18 protein-coding genes are annotated in these 17,431 nt (G+C 60.3%); 9 read left to right on the forward strand and 9 right to left on the reverse strand.

The genetic code is table 11. From position 1 onward, the window contains the following. Positions 1-85: 85 nt before the first annotated feature. From RHP74_RS18345 to fae, 3 genes are read right to left on the reverse strand one after another with little or no spacing between them, the layout of a single operon-like run. Complete coding sequence (locus RHP74_RS18345) at positions 86-1,519, reverse strand: NAD-dependent succinate-semialdehyde dehydrogenase (RefSeq protein ID WP_311096005.1); 1,434 nt, start codon at positions 1,517-1,519, stop codon at positions 86-88. Beyond that, a complete protein-coding gene (locus RHP74_RS18350; RefSeq protein ID WP_083376475.1) occupies positions 1,516-2,550 on the reverse strand; it encodes an aldo/keto reductase in 1,035 nt (344 codons plus the stop codon). The genes RHP74_RS18345 and RHP74_RS18350 overlap by 4 nt, the downstream gene beginning before the upstream one ends. Before the next feature lie 10 nt (positions 2,551-2,560). After that, the gene (gene fae / locus RHP74_RS18355; protein ID WP_311096006.1) at positions 2,561-3,073 is read right to left on the reverse strand and encodes a formaldehyde-activating enzyme; all 513 of its coding nucleotides are present in this window, start codon (positions 3,071-3,073) and stop codon (positions 2,561-2,563) included. A gap of 291 nt (positions 3,074-3,364) precedes the next feature. On the opposite strand from fae, the gene RHP74_RS18360 reads away from it, so the two are divergent. Further along, the gene (locus tag RHP74_RS18360) at positions 3,365-4,306 is read left to right on the forward strand and encodes a class I SAM-dependent methyltransferase (RefSeq protein WP_311096007.1); all 942 of its coding nucleotides are present in this window, start codon (positions 3,365-3,367) and stop codon (positions 4,304-4,306) included. 137 nt (positions 4,307-4,443) lie between these two features. Here RHP74_RS18360 and RHP74_RS18365 read toward each other — a convergent pair whose 3' ends face one another. Beyond that, complete coding sequence (locus RHP74_RS18365) at positions 4,444-5,217, reverse strand: helix-turn-helix transcriptional regulator (RefSeq protein ID WP_311096008.1); 774 nt, start codon at positions 5,215-5,217, stop codon at positions 4,444-4,446. Between the two features lie 111 nt (positions 5,218-5,328). Between RHP74_RS18365 and RHP74_RS18370 the strand changes: the two genes are divergently transcribed. Both RHP74_RS18370 and RHP74_RS18375 read left to right on the forward strand, forming a co-directional pair. Next, complete coding sequence (locus tag RHP74_RS18370) at positions 5,329-6,432, forward strand: extracellular solute-binding protein (RefSeq protein WP_311096009.1); 1,104 nt, start codon at positions 5,329-5,331, stop codon at positions 6,430-6,432. Positions 6,433-6,497: 65 nt separating this feature from the next. Beyond that, positions 6,498-7,625 (forward strand): P1 family peptidase, encoded by a 1,128-nt coding sequence (locus RHP74_RS18375; RefSeq protein ID WP_311096010.1) that lies wholly within the window; start codon positions 6,498-6,500, stop codon positions 7,623-7,625. Between the two features lie 48 nt (positions 7,626-7,673). Here the strand turns inward: RHP74_RS18375 and RHP74_RS18380 are convergent, their stop codons facing one another. Beyond that, a complete protein-coding gene (locus tag RHP74_RS18380) occupies positions 7,674-8,126 on the reverse strand; it encodes a cupin domain-containing protein (protein ID WP_010455330.1) in 453 nt (150 codons plus the stop codon). Between the two features lie 145 nt (positions 8,127-8,271). Further along, positions 8,272-8,721 carry a helix-turn-helix domain-containing protein gene (locus tag RHP74_RS18385; RefSeq protein WP_010455332.1) on the reverse strand — a complete coding sequence of 150 codons (450 nt, stop codon included), beginning with the start codon at positions 8,719-8,721 and terminating at the stop codon, positions 8,272-8,274. Between the two features lie 206 nt (positions 8,722-8,927). Between RHP74_RS18385 and RHP74_RS18390 the strand changes: the two genes are divergently transcribed. The 5 genes from RHP74_RS18390 to msrA all read left to right on the forward strand — a co-directional run bounded on the left by RHP74_RS18390 (position 8,928) and on the right by msrA (position 12,543). Next, positions 8,928-9,710, forward strand: coding sequence for an SDR family NAD(P)-dependent oxidoreductase (locus RHP74_RS18390; protein WP_102594460.1), 783 nt, complete (start codon positions 8,928-8,930; stop codon positions 9,708-9,710). Positions 9,711-9,881: 171 nt separating this feature from the next. Beyond that, positions 9,882-10,301, forward strand: a complete 420-nt coding sequence (locus tag RHP74_RS18395) for an organic hydroperoxide resistance protein (RefSeq protein ID WP_010455335.1) — start codon at positions 9,882-9,884, stop codon at positions 10,299-10,301. A 550-nt stretch (positions 10,302-10,851) separates the two neighbouring features. Continuing rightward, positions 10,852-11,304 carry an Ohr family peroxiredoxin gene (locus RHP74_RS18400; protein ID WP_311096011.1) on the forward strand — a complete coding sequence of 151 codons (453 nt, stop codon included), beginning with the start codon at positions 10,852-10,854 and terminating at the stop codon, positions 11,302-11,304. 109 nt (positions 11,305-11,413) lie between these two features. Then, entirely contained in the window at positions 11,414-11,866 is a 453-nt protein-coding gene (locus tag RHP74_RS18405) for an Ohr family peroxiredoxin (protein ID WP_083376469.1), read from the forward strand. Positions 11,867-12,036: 170 nt separating this feature from the next. After that, positions 12,037-12,543, forward strand: coding sequence for a peptide-methionine (S)-S-oxide reductase MsrA (msrA, locus tag RHP74_RS18410; protein ID WP_010455339.1), 507 nt, complete (start codon positions 12,037-12,039; stop codon positions 12,541-12,543). Positions 12,544-12,695: 152 nt separating this feature from the next. Here msrA and ptrR read toward each other — a convergent pair whose 3' ends face one another. Continuing rightward, positions 12,696-13,574: a putrescine utilization regulator PtrR gene (gene ptrR, locus RHP74_RS18415; RefSeq protein ID WP_010455340.1), complete on the reverse strand. Its 879-nt coding sequence runs from the start codon at positions 13,572-13,574 to the stop codon at positions 12,696-12,698. 101 nt (positions 13,575-13,675) lie between these two features. Here ptrR and RHP74_RS18420 point away from each other — a divergent pair, with 101 nt between their 5' ends. After that, positions 13,676-15,067, forward strand: a complete 1,392-nt coding sequence (locus tag RHP74_RS18420; RefSeq protein ID WP_311096012.1) for an aldehyde dehydrogenase family protein — start codon at positions 13,676-13,678, stop codon at positions 15,065-15,067. Between the two features lie 75 nt (positions 15,068-15,142). Here RHP74_RS18420 and RHP74_RS18425 read toward each other — a convergent pair whose 3' ends face one another. After that, positions 15,143-16,087, reverse strand: a complete 945-nt coding sequence (locus RHP74_RS18425) for an aldo/keto reductase (RefSeq protein ID WP_083376467.1) — start codon at positions 16,085-16,087, stop codon at positions 15,143-15,145. Further along, entirely contained in the window at positions 16,074-17,360 is a 1,287-nt protein-coding gene (locus RHP74_RS18430; protein ID WP_221106304.1) for an NTP/NDP exchange transporter, read from the reverse strand. The genes RHP74_RS18425 and RHP74_RS18430 overlap by 14 nt, the downstream gene beginning before the upstream one ends. Positions 17,361-17,431 lie beyond the last annotated feature (71 nt).

Below are 17,431 nucleotides of genomic sequence, written 5' to 3' on the forward strand. Positions count from 1 at the left end.
TCTCCCATTGTTGTTATTGACGGAGAAATGAAACCGTTAACTTGTGTGGGCGCGAGCCCGCTCGCGCCCACAGGAGTTTGAGACCTTAAAGGCCACCCATCAGCAGGTATTTGATTTCCAGGTAGTCATCCAGACCGTACTTCGAACCCTCACGCCCCAGGCCCGATTCCTTGATGCCACCGAACGGCGCCACTTCCGTGGAAATGATCCCTTCGTTGATTCCGACCATGCCGGCTTCCAGGCCTTCGGCCATGCGCCAGACGCGGCCGATATCGCGGCTGTAGAAATAAGCCGACAAGCCGTAGGGCGTGTCGTTGGCCTTTTGCAGTACTTCGGCTTCGTCCTTGAAGCGGAAGCACGCCGCCACCGGCCCGAAGGTCTCGTCCTGGGCGATGAGCATGTCGCTGTTGGCTTCGGCGAGGATGGTCGGCTCATAAAATGTGCCGCCGAGCGCGTGGCGACGGCCACCGCACAACAGCTGGGCGCCCTTCTCCAAGGCATCGCCGACATGCAGTTCGACCTTCGCCAGCGCCGCAGAGTTGATCAACGGACCTTGTTCGGTTTCACCATCCAGTGCGCTGCCAACGCGCATGGCCGCCACGGCTTCGGCGAGTTTGCCGGTGAAGGCTTCGTACACGCCGTCCTGAATGAAGAAGCGGTTCACGCAGACGCAGGTTTGCCCGGTATTGCGAAATTTCGAGGCCATGGCGCCTTTCACGGCCGCGTCCAGGTCGGCGTCGTCGAAGACAATGAACGGCGCGTTGCCACCCAGTTCCAGAGAGACTTTTTTCAGGGTGTCGGCGGCCTGGCGCATCAGCAGTTTGCCGGTGCGGGTGGAGCCGGTGAAGGACAGCTTGCGCACAATGCCAGAGGCTTGCAGTGCCCCGCCAATCGCGACCGCGTCACCGGAAACAACGTTAAACACACCGGCCGGTATGCCCGCCTGCTCGGCCAATACGGCCAGGGCAAACGCCGACAAAGGCGTTTCTTCCGAGGGCTTGAGAATCATCGTGCAACCCGCCGCCAATGCCGGGCCGACTTTGCGAGTGACCATGGCCAGCGGGAAATTCCACGGGGTGATTGCCGCGACCACGCCAATGGCTTCCTTGACCACGATGATCCGCGCGTCTGCCTTGTGGCTCGGTATCACGTCGCCATAGGCGCGCTTGGCTTCTTCAGCGAACCACTCCAGAAAGCTTGCGGCGTAGACGACTTCGCCCATGGCTTCAGCCAGTGGTTTGCCCTGTTCGCGACTGAGCAACGTGGCCAGGTCCTTCTGGTTGCTCAACATCAACTCGCTCCAGCGCTTGAGCTTCTGGCTGCGCTCCTTGGCGGTCAATTTGCGCCAGGCTGGCAAGGCACGATTGGCGGCGTCGATGGCCAGACAGGTTTCCTCTGCTCCGGCTTTTTGTACGTCGGTGATTAACTCCCCGTTCGCCGGGTTGAAAACCGGGTAAGTCGGACCATCGCTGGACCACTGGCCGTCGATGTAATTGCCGTTACGGATCAGTGCGCTCATGCCACAGCCTCGGTCAGATTGAAGCGTTCCAGACCTGGACGGGCCGAACGCAAGATGCGCTTGCCGGCGGTGTAATCGTTAATCACGTCGCACGGGGTGTAGTTGCGTTCCAGTTCCTGCAGTTCTTCGGCGTCAAGCCTGGTCTCCAACGCCGCCAGGGCACTGTCGAACTGTTCAGTGGTGTCGGCGCCCACGAGCATGCAATCCACGCCCGGATGGTTGGCGACCCAGGCCTGCGCGATCTGGGCGTTGGATACACCACGAGCACGGGCCACACGTTGTACCGAATGCGCGATCTGGAACGAGGCTTCGTCGCTGTACATCTGTTGGGTAAAGAAGTCGGTCTGGTTGCGGGTCGATTGCACATCACCGGTCAACAACCCGCGAGCCAAAGGACTGAACACCGAGACGCCCAGGCCCTGATCGCGGCAGAACGGAATCATCTCGCGCTCTTCTTCGCGGTAAGCGCAATTGAGCTGCAGCTGCATGTTGATCGGCTTGACCCAACCATTGCGCTCGCAAGCCATGAGGATCTTTGCAAGTTGCCCGGTAAGCATGGTCGACACGCCGATGTAGCGGGCCTTGCCGGAACGCACGATGTCGTTCATGGCGCTCATGGTTTCTTCGACCGGGGTGTTCACATCGAAGTAATGCAGCATGAACACATCGACGTAATCCATGTTCAGACGCTTTAACGAGGCATCGATGCTGTCCATGATGTGCTTGCGCGAATGACCGCTGGCGTTGATCCCGGTGCGGGTGCCGTAACCGACTTTGGTGGTGATCACCAGGTCTTCGCGACGGGCCAGGCGCTTGACGATACGCCCGACCACTTCTTCGCCGACACCGGCGGAATAGAAGTCGGCGAGGTCAATGAAATTCACGCCGTTGTCCAGCGCGTGCGCAACGATCGGCTCGCTTTTCTTCTCATCGAAGATCCACGGTTTCCAATCCGGGGTGCCCATGTTCATGGTGCCCAGGCACAGGCGGGAGACTTGCAGGCCAGAGTGGCCCAGACGAATGTATTGCATGGCGCGGACCTCAGGCTTTTGGCGTGTAGAAAGGGTTGCTGATGTGATTGACCACGTCCGCCAGTTGCGCGGTTTCCGGCTTGCCGGTCAGCGCGGCACGGATCGCCGTGCGGCAGGCGTTATAGTTGTTCAGGTAGACCGCATCCAGGTCATCACAGGCCGGGTTGACCCAGTTCGCGGTGACGATCGCCCACTCGTTTTCGGCCTCCGGTGGCAAGGTGCCGTCGAGCAGTGCTTCCAATACGGCCTTGGCAATCCCGGCCTGCGATGCACCCCATGTGGCGTTACCGTGCAAGTCGCTGTTGATCACGGCTTTGTTGACGTAGAGGGTCATCGGTTTGACCGGAATATTGGGCTGCGCGATGACCATGAAGGGGCAATGTCCCTGGCTTGGCGACGCCAGGCTGTTGGCAAACGCCTGCCCCGCCGGCCCGTTGCGCGGACCGATCAGAATGTTGATGTGCGCGGCGTTGACGCCCGGACCTTCGAAACCTTCACCGATGTACAGATCGAGTTCTTTCATGGGGTTATTTACTCTTCAGAGATAGAGGTTGAGCACAGATGCACGCCGACCGTCGTGGCCGCGTGACAACAGGCGGGAATTGAAGAGCGCAGGACGTGACAATGAGGATGAGTCATGGGGCAAACGCTCTTTTTGTTGTTGATGAGCTGTGTTTGCGATTTTTTAACACTGGCAGGTTGAGCGGCCGTAACCATTAAAAGTCATGAGGGCATGAGGTTTGGTAATACCCGGCAGAACTGCGGCGCAATTGTGTTTAAAATGCCGCCCCCACCCATTGCTGGCCCCTGCCCGATGAACGCTGACGCTCTCTCCACCCTTCACGACCATTTGCTGACCGCCCTGGCCGATGCCCCCGCGGAAACCCGCCGGCTGTTCCATGGTCGGGGCCGGTGCTGGCCCGGGCTGGAGCAATTGACCGTCGACTGGCTGCAAGGGGTGGTGCTGGTGTCGCTGTTCAAGGAGCCTGAAGCGGCGCAGCTGGAAGATTTGAAGCAGATGCTGATGGCGATCACTGAATCGGCGCAGTGGCAACAATCAGGGGCGCACACCCTGTTGCTGCAACACCGCTACCTGCTGCAAAGCACCACCGAATGGCTGCTTGGGGAAGCGATCGAGGAATTGATCATCACCGAGGGTGGCCTGCGTTATCGGGTGGACCTGGGCCGCAAGCAGAACACCGGGTTGTTCCTCGACATGCGCTACGGCCGCGACTGGGTGCGGGCCAATGCCGCAGGCAAGCGCGTGTTGAATCTGTTCGCCTACACCTGCGGCTTTTCGGTCGCCGCCATCGAGGGAGGCGCCGAACACGTGGTCAACCTGGACATGTCGAGCCCGGCGCTGAACCGTGGTCGCGACAACCATCGGCTCAATGGCCATGACATGAGCAAGGTGAGTTTTCTCGGCCACGACGTGTTCAAGTCCTGGGGCAAGGTGATCGGCAAGGGCCCTTACGACCTGGTCATCATCGATCCACCGTCCTTTCAGAAAGGCAGTTTCCTGCTGACCAAGGATTACCAGCGCGTGCTGCGTCGGCTGCCGGAGTTACTCAGCCCCGAAGGGACGGTGCTGGCGTGCATGAACGATCCGGCGTTCGGCGCGGACTTCCTGATCGATGGCGTGATGCGTGAAGCGCCGGGTTTGCGGTTCGAGCGGCGGCTGGAGAATCCGCCGGAGTTTCCGGATGCTGATGTTGAATGCGGGTTGAAGGCGCTGGTGTTCACACTGAAGGACTGAGTGCTGCTGACTGTGGGAGCGACGATTCGACTTGCTCGCGATGGCGGTGGGTCAGTCGATATCTGTGTTGAATAATAAATCGCTATCGCGAGCAGGCTCGCTCCCACAGGGGGGCTGGTGTGAGGCTACTGCTTGGGTCAACGCGGCTGCAACACCAGCGCAAACAGCTCGCCGTGACCGTTCACGTTGAGCTTGTGATAGAGGTTGCGTCGATGCACTTTCACCGTCTCCGGCGAGATGCCCATTTGCTGGGCAATGGCTTTGCTGGAGAAGCCTTGGAGAATCAGTCGAGCCGTTTCGACTTCGCGTACTGACAATCGCGCATCGAAGCGATCCAGCAAGGTGGCCAGATCGCCGGCCACGGCCTCGGCAGTCGTACCTTGCGGCGGCATCAATTGCTGGTGCCGGCGCATGGCGGACAGCACCCAATCGCGCACGCACAGCAACCGCCCTTGCTCTTCAAGCGTGAACCGCGTCGAGCGCCCCAGCGATAGGCCGAGCACGGCGTCGTCGATGTTGACCATGAACTGCAACTCGTCACCGCCCACCACCGAGCGGAAGTAGCTCAGGTAATACTCGCTCTGCTGAAACTGGTCGGGAGCCACCGAGTCGAGACTGTGCAGGCCATCGGCAATACCCGCGCAAGCCGCTTGGTAAAACGGATCGAGCAGGTACATGCCGGCGCTGTAGTCCGCCAGTTCTTCGTGTTCGGTGGCACCACCTTTTGAGTCGAAGTCGATCAGCAAACGGGGCACTCGCCCCTCCCGCATCACCGCCACCAGTGCGTTGTCCAGCGGCACCAGCAGCCGCAGCGTGTCGACCAGCGCGCGCCAGAAACCGTCCTGACCCAACGCGTCAAATACCCGCGCCAGTCCTTGGTGCACCGGCAACTCTTTCAACAACGCGTCCACGCACTACCCCTTTCGAGTAACCCATGATGGGAATGGGTGTGTACCCCGCCTGCCGATACGCTGCAAGCACCTGTTCATCACCGGCCTGCAGCAGGCCAGGAGTGCCGCATCATGAGTCGTCGCCGTCAACAGATCAATCTTGGACTGAGCGCCTGTATGTGCGTTTCGCTGTCGGCGGTCGCTGCCGAGGCACCCACGGTTCATGTCTACAACTGGTATGACTACATCGGCCCCACCACCCTGCACGACTTCAAGCGCGACACCGGAATCGAGCCGGTTTACGACACCTTTGACAGTGCCGAAGTGCTGGAAGGCAAACTGCTCACCAGCCGCAGCGGGTACGACGTGGTGGTGGCGAGTAACTTCAGCCTGCCGACCCTGATCAAGGCCGGCGCCCTGGCACCACTGCCTCGCGAACAGATGCCGGATTTCAAGAACATGGACACCGAGCTGCTGGCGAAACTGGCCAACAACGATCCGGGCAACCAGTACGCCGTGCCCTACCTGTGGGGCACCAACGGCATCGGCTACAACATCGACAAGGTCCGTGCCGCACTGGGTGACAAGGCGCCGGTGGATTCCTGGGACCTGGTGTTCAACGAAGAGAACCTGGCCAAACTCGGCCAGTGCGGGGTGGCGATGCTCGACTCGCCGTCGGAGATGTTGCCGGTCGCCCTGCACTACCTGGGCTTGCCGCCGAACAGCACTAGCCCCGAGGACTACAAAAAGGCCGAAGCACTACTGCTCAAGCTGCGTCCGCACATCGCCTACTTCAACTCGTCGAAGTTCATCAGCGACCTGGCCAACGGCAACATTTGTGTGGCGGTGGGCTGGTCCGGCGCGATGCTCGAAGCCAAGACCAACGCCGAGCAGGCCAAGAATGGCGTGAAGATCGCTTATAGCCTGCCGAAGGAAGGTGCGCCGGTCTGGTTCGACACGCTGGTGTTGCTCAAGGACGCACCGCATCCAGAGCAAGGCCTGGCCTTCATCGACTACCTGATGCGCCCCGAAGTCATCGCCCCGGTCAGCGATCACCTGTCCTACCCCAACGGCAACCGCAGCGCGACACCGCTGGTGGCTGAATCGACCCGCAACAACCCCGCTGTTTATCCGTCGGCCGAAGCACTGGCGACGTTATTCACCCTTCAACCATTGCCGCCGGCCATCGAGCGGGTGCGCACACGGATCTGGAGCAAGGTGAAGAACGGGCAGTAATTCAGGCTGCTACAGGGATCGCATCAGCCACGCATTTTTTGAATAAATTGAAGATGAGAGAACCGATGAAACCACGTGCCCGCGACTTGAACATCCAGTTCGGCCAACTGCAACCCGGCCCCCTCAACGCCATTACCGATGTGCCCGGCGTGCGCGTCGGCCACAGCGATGTACGCGGCCGGACAGCCAATGGCCGCGACATCTGCACCGGCGTGACCCTGATCGAACCGCGTGTCGGGTCCACCAATCAGCAACCGTGTTTTGCCGGCGTCCATGTGCTCAACGGCAACGGGGACGCCACGGGTCTTGAGTGGATTCGTGAAGCCGGCTTGCTGACCAGCCCGATCGCCTTCACCAACACCCACAGCCTGGGCGTGGTGCGTGATGCGCTGATTGCCCTGGATCGTCAGGCTCAGCCCGATGACGGACGACTTTACTGGAACATGCCGGTGGTGCTGGAGACCTTCGACGGCCTGCTCAGCGACATCAACGGTTTTCATGTGAAGCCTGAACATGTGGCCGAGGCCCAGCGCAATGCCGTCGGCGGACCGGTCACGGAAGGCGCGGTGGGCGGTGGCAGCGGGATGATCTGTCACGAATTCAAGGGGGGCATCGGCACGTCTTCGCGCCAATTGAGCAAGGCGCAGGGAGGCTGGACCGTCGGTGCGATCGTCCAGGCCAACCATGGCATTCGCAATGAACTGCGCGTCGACGGTTACCCGGTCGGTCGCTATATGGAACAGGCTGACTCACCGTTCCTCAGGGCATCGCTGCCTTATCCGGGCATGGGCTCGATCGTCGTTTGCCTGGCCACCGATGCGCCGCTGCTGCCGCATCAATGCACGCGCCTCGCACAGCGCGCCAGCCTCGGGCTTGCCCGTACTGGCGGCGGCAACGAAGACCACAGCGGCGACATTTTCATCGCCTTCGCCACCGGCAACCAACACGTGCCACCGGCCGCTTATGAAGGCAAAGGTGCCCCCACCTGCAACAACCTGAGCATGGTCAACAACGACCACATCAGTGAGTTGTTTTTGGCCGCGACTGAAGCGGTGGAGGAAGCGATCATCAACGCCGTGCTGGCGGCTGAAACGACGGAAGGTAACGGCCACACCGTGCCGGGGCTGGACGCGAAAACACTGCTCAAGGCCTTGCGTCAGGCGGGTTGGCCGGGGGAAACAGTCGGGATCTGAATACGCTTTAACGAAGACGCCCGATGCAGTGCATCGGGCGGCTATCGCTTATTTTTCCAGGATCAACAGCGGCGTGTCTTTTTTCACCAGGTACGTCGCCAGCTCCGAAGCTTTGCCGTCACCGACGTTCTTCGCGACATGCGCAGTGCCTGCGGGGATGTACAAGGAGTCACCAGCCTTGAGCGTGACGGGCGCCCGCCCTTCGAGTTGATACTCAAACGTGCCCGAGATGACGTAAGCGACCTCCACCCCAGGATGAGAATGCTTGGGGGAAGTGACGCCCGGGTCGAAATCGACACGCACCTGAATCACCTCACCCTTGGAAATATCGAGGTCCTGGCGCACCAGGTCCGTGCGGTGCAGGCCTGTCTGCCAGCTTTTTGCCGGAGTGGCTTGCGCCGGCGCTTTGGCTTCTTCAGCCGCGAAAGCGTTGAGTGATACGGCGGCAGCCAGGGCGATGCCGAGCAGGCCTGCGGTGTGACGGGAGTTGATACGGGACATCGCAATTCTCCAATGAATGCCGCGGTTGCGGTGGCTTCATTACGAGGTCGCGGTGTATCGCGCAAGTGTCGAGAACAGCATGGTTTTGTATGCCCAGGTAACTACCGGCGCCGGGGATACGTTCGGATACAACCGCAGATGCGCGTCAGTGCGCAACGCCGAATCTGGTCACGATGTCTTCTGGCTTGAGCTGTCGCCCGTCCATTGAAACCAACTGCAATTTCTGGATTGGCTGACGATCCTGTGCGTCGACCATGACGGATCCCGCTTCGCCGGGTTCGTACAAAAACTCGTTGCCCCACTGCGACAAGGCAATCAGGACGGTTTGCAAGGCCCTGCCCTTTTCAGTCAGCACGTACTCCTTGTAGATGCTTCCATCAGCCGCCGGCTCCATCCGCATCACACCTTCTGCCACCAGGCCTTTGAGGCGGGTGCTCAGAATGTTTTTCGCGACATTCAGGCTTTTCTGAAAATCGCTGAAGCGTTTTGTGCCTGAGAGCGCATCACGAATGATCAGCAAGGACCACCAATCGCCAATGAGGTCCAGGGATCGAGCGACCGGACACGGACTGCCCTGCAAGCTTTTGCGCTTCACGTAAACGAACCTCCACCAAAAGGGTGCCAACGCTGACGATAATTTGGTCAGATGGCAGGTGGTTGCATAATACAACCCATGCTGGTAAAAATCACTTCCATTGGTTTCATAATGAAACCTACAACCCGATTTCGAGTGATTCCCTGTGCCAGACGCACAGTGATTTCGCCCTCAATGGTTGCATGATAAAACCGTAGGAGATTCCCATGAAACTGGCTGGAAAAACTGCATTCATCACCGGCGGCAACAGCGGCCTGGGCCTGGCCACCGCCAGACTGTTCATCGCAGAAGGCGCAAAAGTGGCGATCACCGGGCGCAGTCAAAAAACCCTGGATGAAGCCCGGGAGGCGTTGGGGCCAAACCTGCTGGCGATCCAGGCGGACCTGACCGACGTGAAAGAGATCGAGCGCGCCGTATCAGAAGCCGTCGCAGCATTCGGCAAGCTGGATATCGTGTTCGCCAATGCCGGTATCGCCGGACAGACCCCGGTTGGCGGCACTTCGCTGGAAACCTTCCAGACCATCATCCAGACCAACCTCACCGGCACGTTTTTCACCGTGCAGGCAGCCGAACCGCACCTCAATCCGGGTGCTTCGATCATTTTGAACGGGTCGGTGCACGCTGTGATGGGATGGCCGGGTTACAGCGCCTACGCAGCAAGCAAGGGCGCCGTTCGTTCCATGACACGGGTGATGGCCGCAGAATTTGCGCCGCGCGGCATTCGCGTCAACCAGATTACCCCCGGAGCTGCACGCACACCGGTCTGGAACCCCCACACGGTGAAAGTGGGAATGGATGCGCTGGAGGAGAAACTGAACACCACAATCCCGCTCGGTCGCATTGGCGAAGCGGAAGAAGTGGCCACCGTCGCCTTGTTCCTCGCCTCCAGCGACTCTTCGAATGTCGTCGGTGCGGAGATTGTCGTCGACGGCGGTGCAACCAGTTCGCCATTGGGCGCACCGGCTCACCGAAAAAACTGGCAGGCGTAACGGGTTTGTATCGGCGTGTATGTTCGCTGACGATCTTACACAGCGATACACAACCAGCGGATCAGGACACATAGGCACTACATAAAGGTGGAAAAGTGGGGGCTTCTCCCGTTCGTCCGTAACGCGGCGACATAAACGGTGAGGCCCCCAACCCTTTAGCAGGAACCCGTCATGATCAATGAAATCGACACCGTGCTGTATACCGGAAAGACCCACACCACTGGCGGCCGCGACGGCGAATCGAAGAGTTCGGATGGACGTCTGGACATCAAGCTTTCCCCGCCAGGCTCTTCAGGGGCTGGGACCAATCCCGAACAGCTATTGGCTGCAGGCTGGTCGGCCTGTTTCATCGGCGCGATCGGTAAAGCGGCTGCCGCGCTGAAGGTGACCTTGCCGAGCGGCGTCGCCGTTGATGCCGAAGTGGATCTGGGCAAGACCGACAACGCCTTTTTCCTCCAGGCACGCCTCAATGTCAGCCTTCCGGGTCTCGATCCTGTTGTCGCACGGGCGTTAGTCGATGCCGCCCATCAAACCTGCCCGTACTCCAAAGCGACCCGTGGCAACATCGACGTCACGCTTAATCTGGTATAAACCGGGCCCATAATGCGGCCTGCCATCCCGGCAGGCTGTACCGAGTTTTTCCCTATAGCATTTATCCATCCTGCCGCCGTTGATCAAGGACGAAATCGGTCTAAAAAGTCCGGTTTGCGTTTCGCAGCCTTTGCTATTCTAAAACCTGTAGGTGAAGACGCAGACTGATGCGCAAGAGGATAGCGAGGAAGCGTGGGGCGCGCTCCTAAGGGTACACGGTTAGAAAGATTCTCCGAGTTGAGATCCAGCCCTTATGCCGTGTGAAGCAGGACAGCACAAAACTGTTCTGTCAGAAGCCTGATAAACCTTGTAAGCCAGAGACCAGCGCTGGCCACCTACTCTATTTCGAAGCCCGCCTTGTGCGGGCTTTTTCGTTGTGTGCAGGACCGGCAGCCAATGCCACTCCCCCCTCAATCCAACCGTTCGTCGCCAAGAAGGCCTTTCCCCTATTGACTTCAATTGGCGACTGCGCGAGTATTATTTACATCGCATACGATACAAACGTATACGCCATACAAACAAACCTAGTGCATCTTTAAGGATTCATCCCATGAGCAAGATCGAAAAAGTCCTGGCCTCCGGCAAAACCCACACCACCATGAGCAGCACCGGTACCACTTCGCGCGGCCATAACGGCAGCCTCGACATCGTGCTTTCGTCACCTGGCAGCGACATGCCCATTCATGAATTCAAAGGCACCCAGCCACACCCGAAAGCCGAGCAACTGTTTGCCGGTGCCTGGTCGGCCTGCTACATCGCCGCCGTCGGTCTGGCTGCCAAACAGCGCAACGTCGAGCTTCCCTCCGATGTGTCCGTCGATATCGAAGTCGACCTTGGCCAGACCGGCGACGCTTACTTCCTCCAGGCACGCCTGACGCTGCGCGCTCCAGGTCTGGATCAGGCCGTTGCGACAGAAATCGCCCACGCCGCAGACCAGATCTGCCCGTACTCCAAAGCAACACGCGGCAACATTGACGTGGCCCTGAACGTAGTCACGGCCTGATAAACAGCGACGCTTTGACATCATTTGGCTTTCAAGAAACATCATACATATCGCATGCGACTAAAGCGCATACGAAAACAAACTCATTAAAACATTCAGGTAATCATCCATGAGCAAGATCGAAAAAGTACTGGCCACCGGCAAAACCCACACCACCGCCAGCAGCACCGGTAACACCTCACGCGGCCATAACGGCAGCCTCGACATTGCCCTCTCGTCGCCCGGCAACACCCAGCCTGCGCACGTGTTCGCCGCCACCCAGCCGCACCCGGCCGCCGAGCAATTGTTCGCCGGCGCATGGTCGGCCTGCTACACCGCCGCTGTCGGGCTGGTGGCCAATGACCTGAACGTTGTGCTGCCGGCGGACATGTCTGTCGACATCGAAGTCGACGTCGGCCAGACCGGTGCGGATTACTTCCTTCAAGCTCGATTGACCCTGCGCGTGCCCGGCCTGGCGGACGACGTTGCAAAGACCCTGGCACACACCGCCGACCAGATCTGCCCGTACTCGAAGGCGACCCGTGGCAACATCGACGTGGACTTGAAAGTCCTCACGGCGTGATGCACCGCACGGCGGGTTCGACGTTACCCTGCACGTCGACCCGCCGGAAGGCAGCAACGAAGTTCTCGGACGCGACCTGTCTGATGCAGAATGAGTTCACGCCATTGCAGACCTCGATCGAGCGCCTGCGCAACAACCTGATCACATCAATGAACACTGAGGAGTAAGCGATGACCACGCACACTGAAACCGCAATCCTGGCCGGCGGCTGCTTCTGGGGCATGCAGGATCTGATAAGGAAACAGAAAGGCGTGCTGTCGACTCGAGTCGGCTACTCCGGCGGCGACGTGCCCAATGCAACGTATCGCAACCACGGCACCCATGCCGAAGCAATCGAGATCGAGTTTGACCCGGCCATTACCAGCTACCGCCAGATCCTTGAGTTTTTCTTCCAGATTCACGATCCGTCGACCGCCAATCGTCAGGGTAACGACATCGGTCTCAGCTACCGTTCGGCGATTTTTTATCTGAATGAAGAACAGAAGGCCGTGGCCGAGGACACCGTGGCCGATGTGAATGCATCTGGTCTCTGGCCCGGCAAGGCAGTCACCGAAATCGCCCCCGCCGGCCCGTTCTGGGAGGCAGAGCCGGAGCATCAGGACTACCTCGAACGGCTGCCGACCGGTTACACCTGCCATTTCATTCGGCCGAACTGGAAACTGCCCAAGCGCGCATGACGCGGTACCCCCTGGGTTCCGGCAGCGGCGTCCAGGCACCGTGGCATCAGGTATTGGCCTCGCAGGGCAGGCTAAACAGCACGCCGACCGACGTCAGTCTCAATACCCGTGTGGGAGCGAGCTTGCTCCCGCAGGGTTTGCGTTTAACGGATTCAGGCGTCTTGCTGCACCACGCCGCGTTCTTCCAGCAAGCGCACAAACATGGTCAGGCTTTGCGACACCGTCCCTCTGCGCCACACCAGCCAGGTGCGCAAAAACCGGAAGGCTGGCGACAACGGCCAGACACTCACCGTGGTGCAGCCCGGCATGCTTTCGAGCATGCTGCGCGGCATCAGCGCCAGGCCGGCTCCGGCGCTGACGCAGGCCAGCATGCCGTGATAGGACTCCATTTCGAAGATTTTCCCGGGCACTGCCGAGTCCTTGGCGAACCAGCTTTCGAAGTGGTGACGGTAGGAGCAATTGGAGCGAAACGCATAGATGTTTTCGCCGTTGACCTCCCGCGCGCGGTGGATCGGGGCATGGTTGAGCGGCGCGATCAGCACCATTTCTTCCTCGAATGCCGGCACGCCTTCCAGTGCCGGGTGCAGCACCGGGCCGTCGACAAACGCAGCGGCCAGTCGGCCCGACAGCACACCGTCGATCATGGTCCCGGACGGTCCGGTGGACAGGTCCAGCTCGACCTTGGCGTGCTTCTGGTTATACGCGGCCAACAGCTCGGGGATGCGCACCGCCGCCGTGCTTTCCAGCGACCCTAGCGCAAAGGTGCCTTGGGGTTCTTCACCGGCCACCGTCGCCCGGGCTTCCTGCACCAAGTCGAGAATGCGCCGGGCGTAATCGAGAAAACTCCAGCCGGCGGGCGACAGGCGCAGACGGCTTTTCTCGCGGATAAACAGGTCCACGCCCAAGTCCTGCTCCAGTTGCTTGATCCGTGTCGTCAGGTTCGACGGCACGCGATGGATGTGTTGGGCGGCCACGCTGATGCTGCCGTGCTCGGCCACTGCTTTGAAAATTTCCAGCTGAACCAGATCCACAGTCATTCTCCAAACGTGAACGATATGCTCAGCATTATTCAGTTTCCAGAAAACTAACGCCACCGTAACCTGAGCGCATTCCCACCTAGCAGGACGGTGCCATGACCAACGTTTCCAGTCTCACCCACGCCATTTCGATCAACCCCGCCACCGGCGAGCAGATCGGCCACTACCCATTTGAATCCGCTTCGGCGCTGCAAGCCGCACTGTCCCGAGCCGCTGCCGGATTCCGTGTCTGGCGCAGCACAGCGGTGGCGCAACGCTCACAACTTTTGATCGCCCTGGCGCAAGCGTTACGCGGTAACGCCGCAGCGATGGCAAACATGATTACTCTGGAGATGGGCAAGCCGATTACCCAGGCCCGCGGTGAAATCGAAAAATGTGCCCAGCTCTGCGAGTGGTACGCCGAACACGGCCCGGCCATGCTGACCGCCGAGCCGACCCTGGTTGAAGGCGGCAAAGCACGCATCGAATATCGCCCGCTCGGCCCGATTCTCGCGGTGATGCCGTGGAATTTCCCGATCTGGCAGGTCCTGCGTGGCGCCGTACCCGCGCTGATCGCCGGCAACACCTACGTGCTCAAACATGCGCCAAACGTGATGGGCAGCGCTTACCTGCTGCGGGAAGCCTTCAAGCAAGCCGACTTCCCTGAAGGTGTGTTCGAGGTCATCAACGTCACGCCAGAGGGCGTCTCCACGGCGATCGCTGATCCTCGCATCGCAGCGGTGACCCTCACCGGCAGCGTGCGCGCCGGCATGGCCATCGGTGCGCAGGCCGGTGCAGCGTTGAAGAAATGCGTACTGGAACTCGGCGGTTCCGATCCTTTCATCGTGCTAGACGACGCCGACCTCGACGAAGCCGTCAAAGCCGCGGTGATTGGCCGTTATCAGAACACCGGGCAAGTCTGCGCGGCAGCCAAACGCTTGATCGTCGAACAAGGCATCGTCGAGGCGTTCACGCGCAAGTTCGTCGAGGCCACGGGCAAACTGGTGGTCGGCGATCCACTGGCCGCCGACACTTACATTGGCCCGATGGCTCGCTTCGATCTGCGTGATGAACTGGATCAACAGGTGCGCGACACCCTGGAAGAAGGCGCGACATTGTTGCTGGGCGGCAAAAAGGCTGAAGGCCCGGGCAACTTCTACGAGCCTACGGTCTTCAAGGATGTCACCGACCAAATGACTTCGTTCAAGCAGGAACTGTTCGGCCCGGTCGCCTCGATCATCACCGCACGCGATGCCACCCATGCGCTGGAACTGGCCAATGACAGCGAATTCGGACTCGCCGCGACGATCTACACCGGCAACGTCGAACGTGCCCAGCAGATGGCCGGTGAACTGGAAACCGGTGGCGTGTTCATCAATGGCTACTGCGCAAGCGACCCGCGCGTCACCTTCGGCGGCGTGAAGAAAAGCGGTTTTGGCCGCGAGCTGTCGCACTTCGGCGTGCGCGAGTTTTGCAATGCGCAGACGGTTTGGCTGGATCGCCGCTGATCGTCTCCAGTGGCCCGGGAGTCTTTTCACGCCCGGGCCTCTGCGCTTTATTCGTTCAGAAAATAGACCTTGTCGTTAACCGACGATATCGATCAACTGCTCGCGCTGCGCACCGGTCAGCATCGGCCCGAAACCGGCGCCGGCGTTGTCCGCCATGTAGCGCGGGTTGCCGGTACCGGGAATCACGCAGGTCACCGCCGGATGCGACAGCAAGAACTTCAGCGCCATCTGCGGCCAACTGTTGACCCTCACGTCCGCCGCCCAGCGCGGCAAGGGTTTGTCCTTCAAGCGGCTGAGCAGGTTGCCGCCGCCGAACGGCCGATTGCAGATCACCGCCACGCCACGTTCGCGGCACAACGGCAGGATGCGCTTCTCGACGCCGCGGTCATCCAGCGCATAGTTGATCTGCAAGAAATCCAACGGCTCGGCCTTCAGCACCGCTTCCACCTCGTCATACGCCGACGCCGTGTAATGGGTGATGCCGATGTAGCGGATGCGCCCTTCTTCCTTCCATTTGCGCAAGGTCGGCAAATGGGTTTGCCAGTCCAGCAGGTTATGGATCTGCATCAGATCGATGCGATCGGTTTGCAGCAGTTTGAAGGACTGCTCCATCTGCGCGATGCCTTCTTCGCGGCCACGGGTCCAGACCTTGGTGGCCAGGAAAGCGGGCGAACGTGGCTCATGAATCGACAGCAACTCACCGGTCGTCTCTTCCGCCCGGCCGTACATCGGCGAGCTATCGATTACCTTTCCGCCCTTCTCGAACAATGCGCGCAGAACGGCGGGCAACTGCTTGTAGGCGGGGCTCGAAGGCCCGACATCAAACCCGCGATAGGTGCCCAACCCGACAAGGGGCAATGGCTCGGAGCTGGAAGGAATGGCGCGGGTCAGCATGTTCTTGCCTCCTGTGTCCTTCGACGGCGTGGTTGCAGCGAAGGCCGGGCCGAAGGTGAAAACCGCCGAAGCACCGGCAGCCAGCGTGAGTATTTGGCGACGTGTGTATTCATCAGTGTGGCTCATGGAATGACCCTTCCACCTTTTTGCTTTCAACCTGTTTTTCCTGATGCCTGGCCAGCCACAGGCATAACCAGCCCCACAGCCCGGCAAACGGCACGATCACCAGCGCCACCAGACCAAAACCGGCGCCCAATGCCGTCAGACCGACCGACAACCAGCCACTGGCGGCGTCTCCGCCGCGATACACCAGGGTTTCGATCACATTCTTGGCCTTGTACTTTTCCTCGCGGCTGACCACTGTCCACAACACTTCACGCGCCGGCCGCACGATGGCGAACTCGACCGCACGACGCAGCCCCTGCGCCAGGGCGACGGTAGCGGGCACGGGCGCCAGCGCCATGGCGCTAAACGCCACGATGGTCGCCAGCGGCAATGCCACCAGCGCCCCGCCGACACCGACCAGCCGAATCAACGGCGCCGTCAACAGCAGTTGAAAGATCAAGGTCAGCGCCGACACGATCAAATCGACCACGGCGAAGAATTGCGTCCGGCTGGCCACATCAGCATAGCTACCCGCCACAATCCTTCCCTGCTCGAAATACAACAAGGTCGCGGCGCTGGTGTGCAGCAACATGAACAACACCAGTCCCAGCAGATAAGGCGAACGCGTAATCAACGTGATCCCGGCCAGCATGCTGCCGCCCATGCGCCGATCCTCGATCAAGCGGCTGCCGGACTGCGATTGGGTCCGGGAGAGCAGCGCCCGATAGCAGCGCACCGCGACTTCCAGCAGCAGCGCCGCCGCGACGGTCAACGCCACCGGGCCCAATCGCGTGGCCATGGTCGCGGCCAACAACGGCCCGATGAACGTGCCCAGGGTGCCCCCCGCCGCGATGAATCCGAACAGCCGCCGCCCTTGTTCACTGGAAAACCGGTCGACCAGCACGCTCCAGAAAATGCTGACGATGAACAGGTTGTAGATGCTGATCCAGACGAAAAACACCCGCCCGACGGCCACCGGCGCAATGCGATTGGCGATCAACACACCAAACACCAGCATCGACGCGGCGATCACGCGATAGATCAACGGCACGAACCGCGTGGCCGGCAGCCGCGACGCCAGCGCTCCGAACACCGGCACCATCAGCAACATCACCACGAACGTCGCCGTGAACAGCCACTGCAATTTGTCGGCACCGCCCTCAAGGCCCAGGGCATCGCGCAACGGTCGCACCAGGTAATAACTGGCCAGCACGCAGAAATGGAACGCGAACCCCAGCATCAGGGCGGTTCTTTCGCCGGGCTGCACGTCGAGCCATTTTGCCGCGATGGGCATGGGCGCCCTCCTCTGTAGCCGGGCTCGGTGTCCCTCGCTACCGATGAACTAAACTCTGGCTCCGATCCAGT

It is taken from the genome of Pseudomonas sp. SG20052 (genome assembly GCF_031766055.1).
Lineage (GTDB): Bacteria > Pseudomonadota > Gammaproteobacteria > Pseudomonadales > Pseudomonadaceae > Aquipseudomonas > Aquipseudomonas mandelii.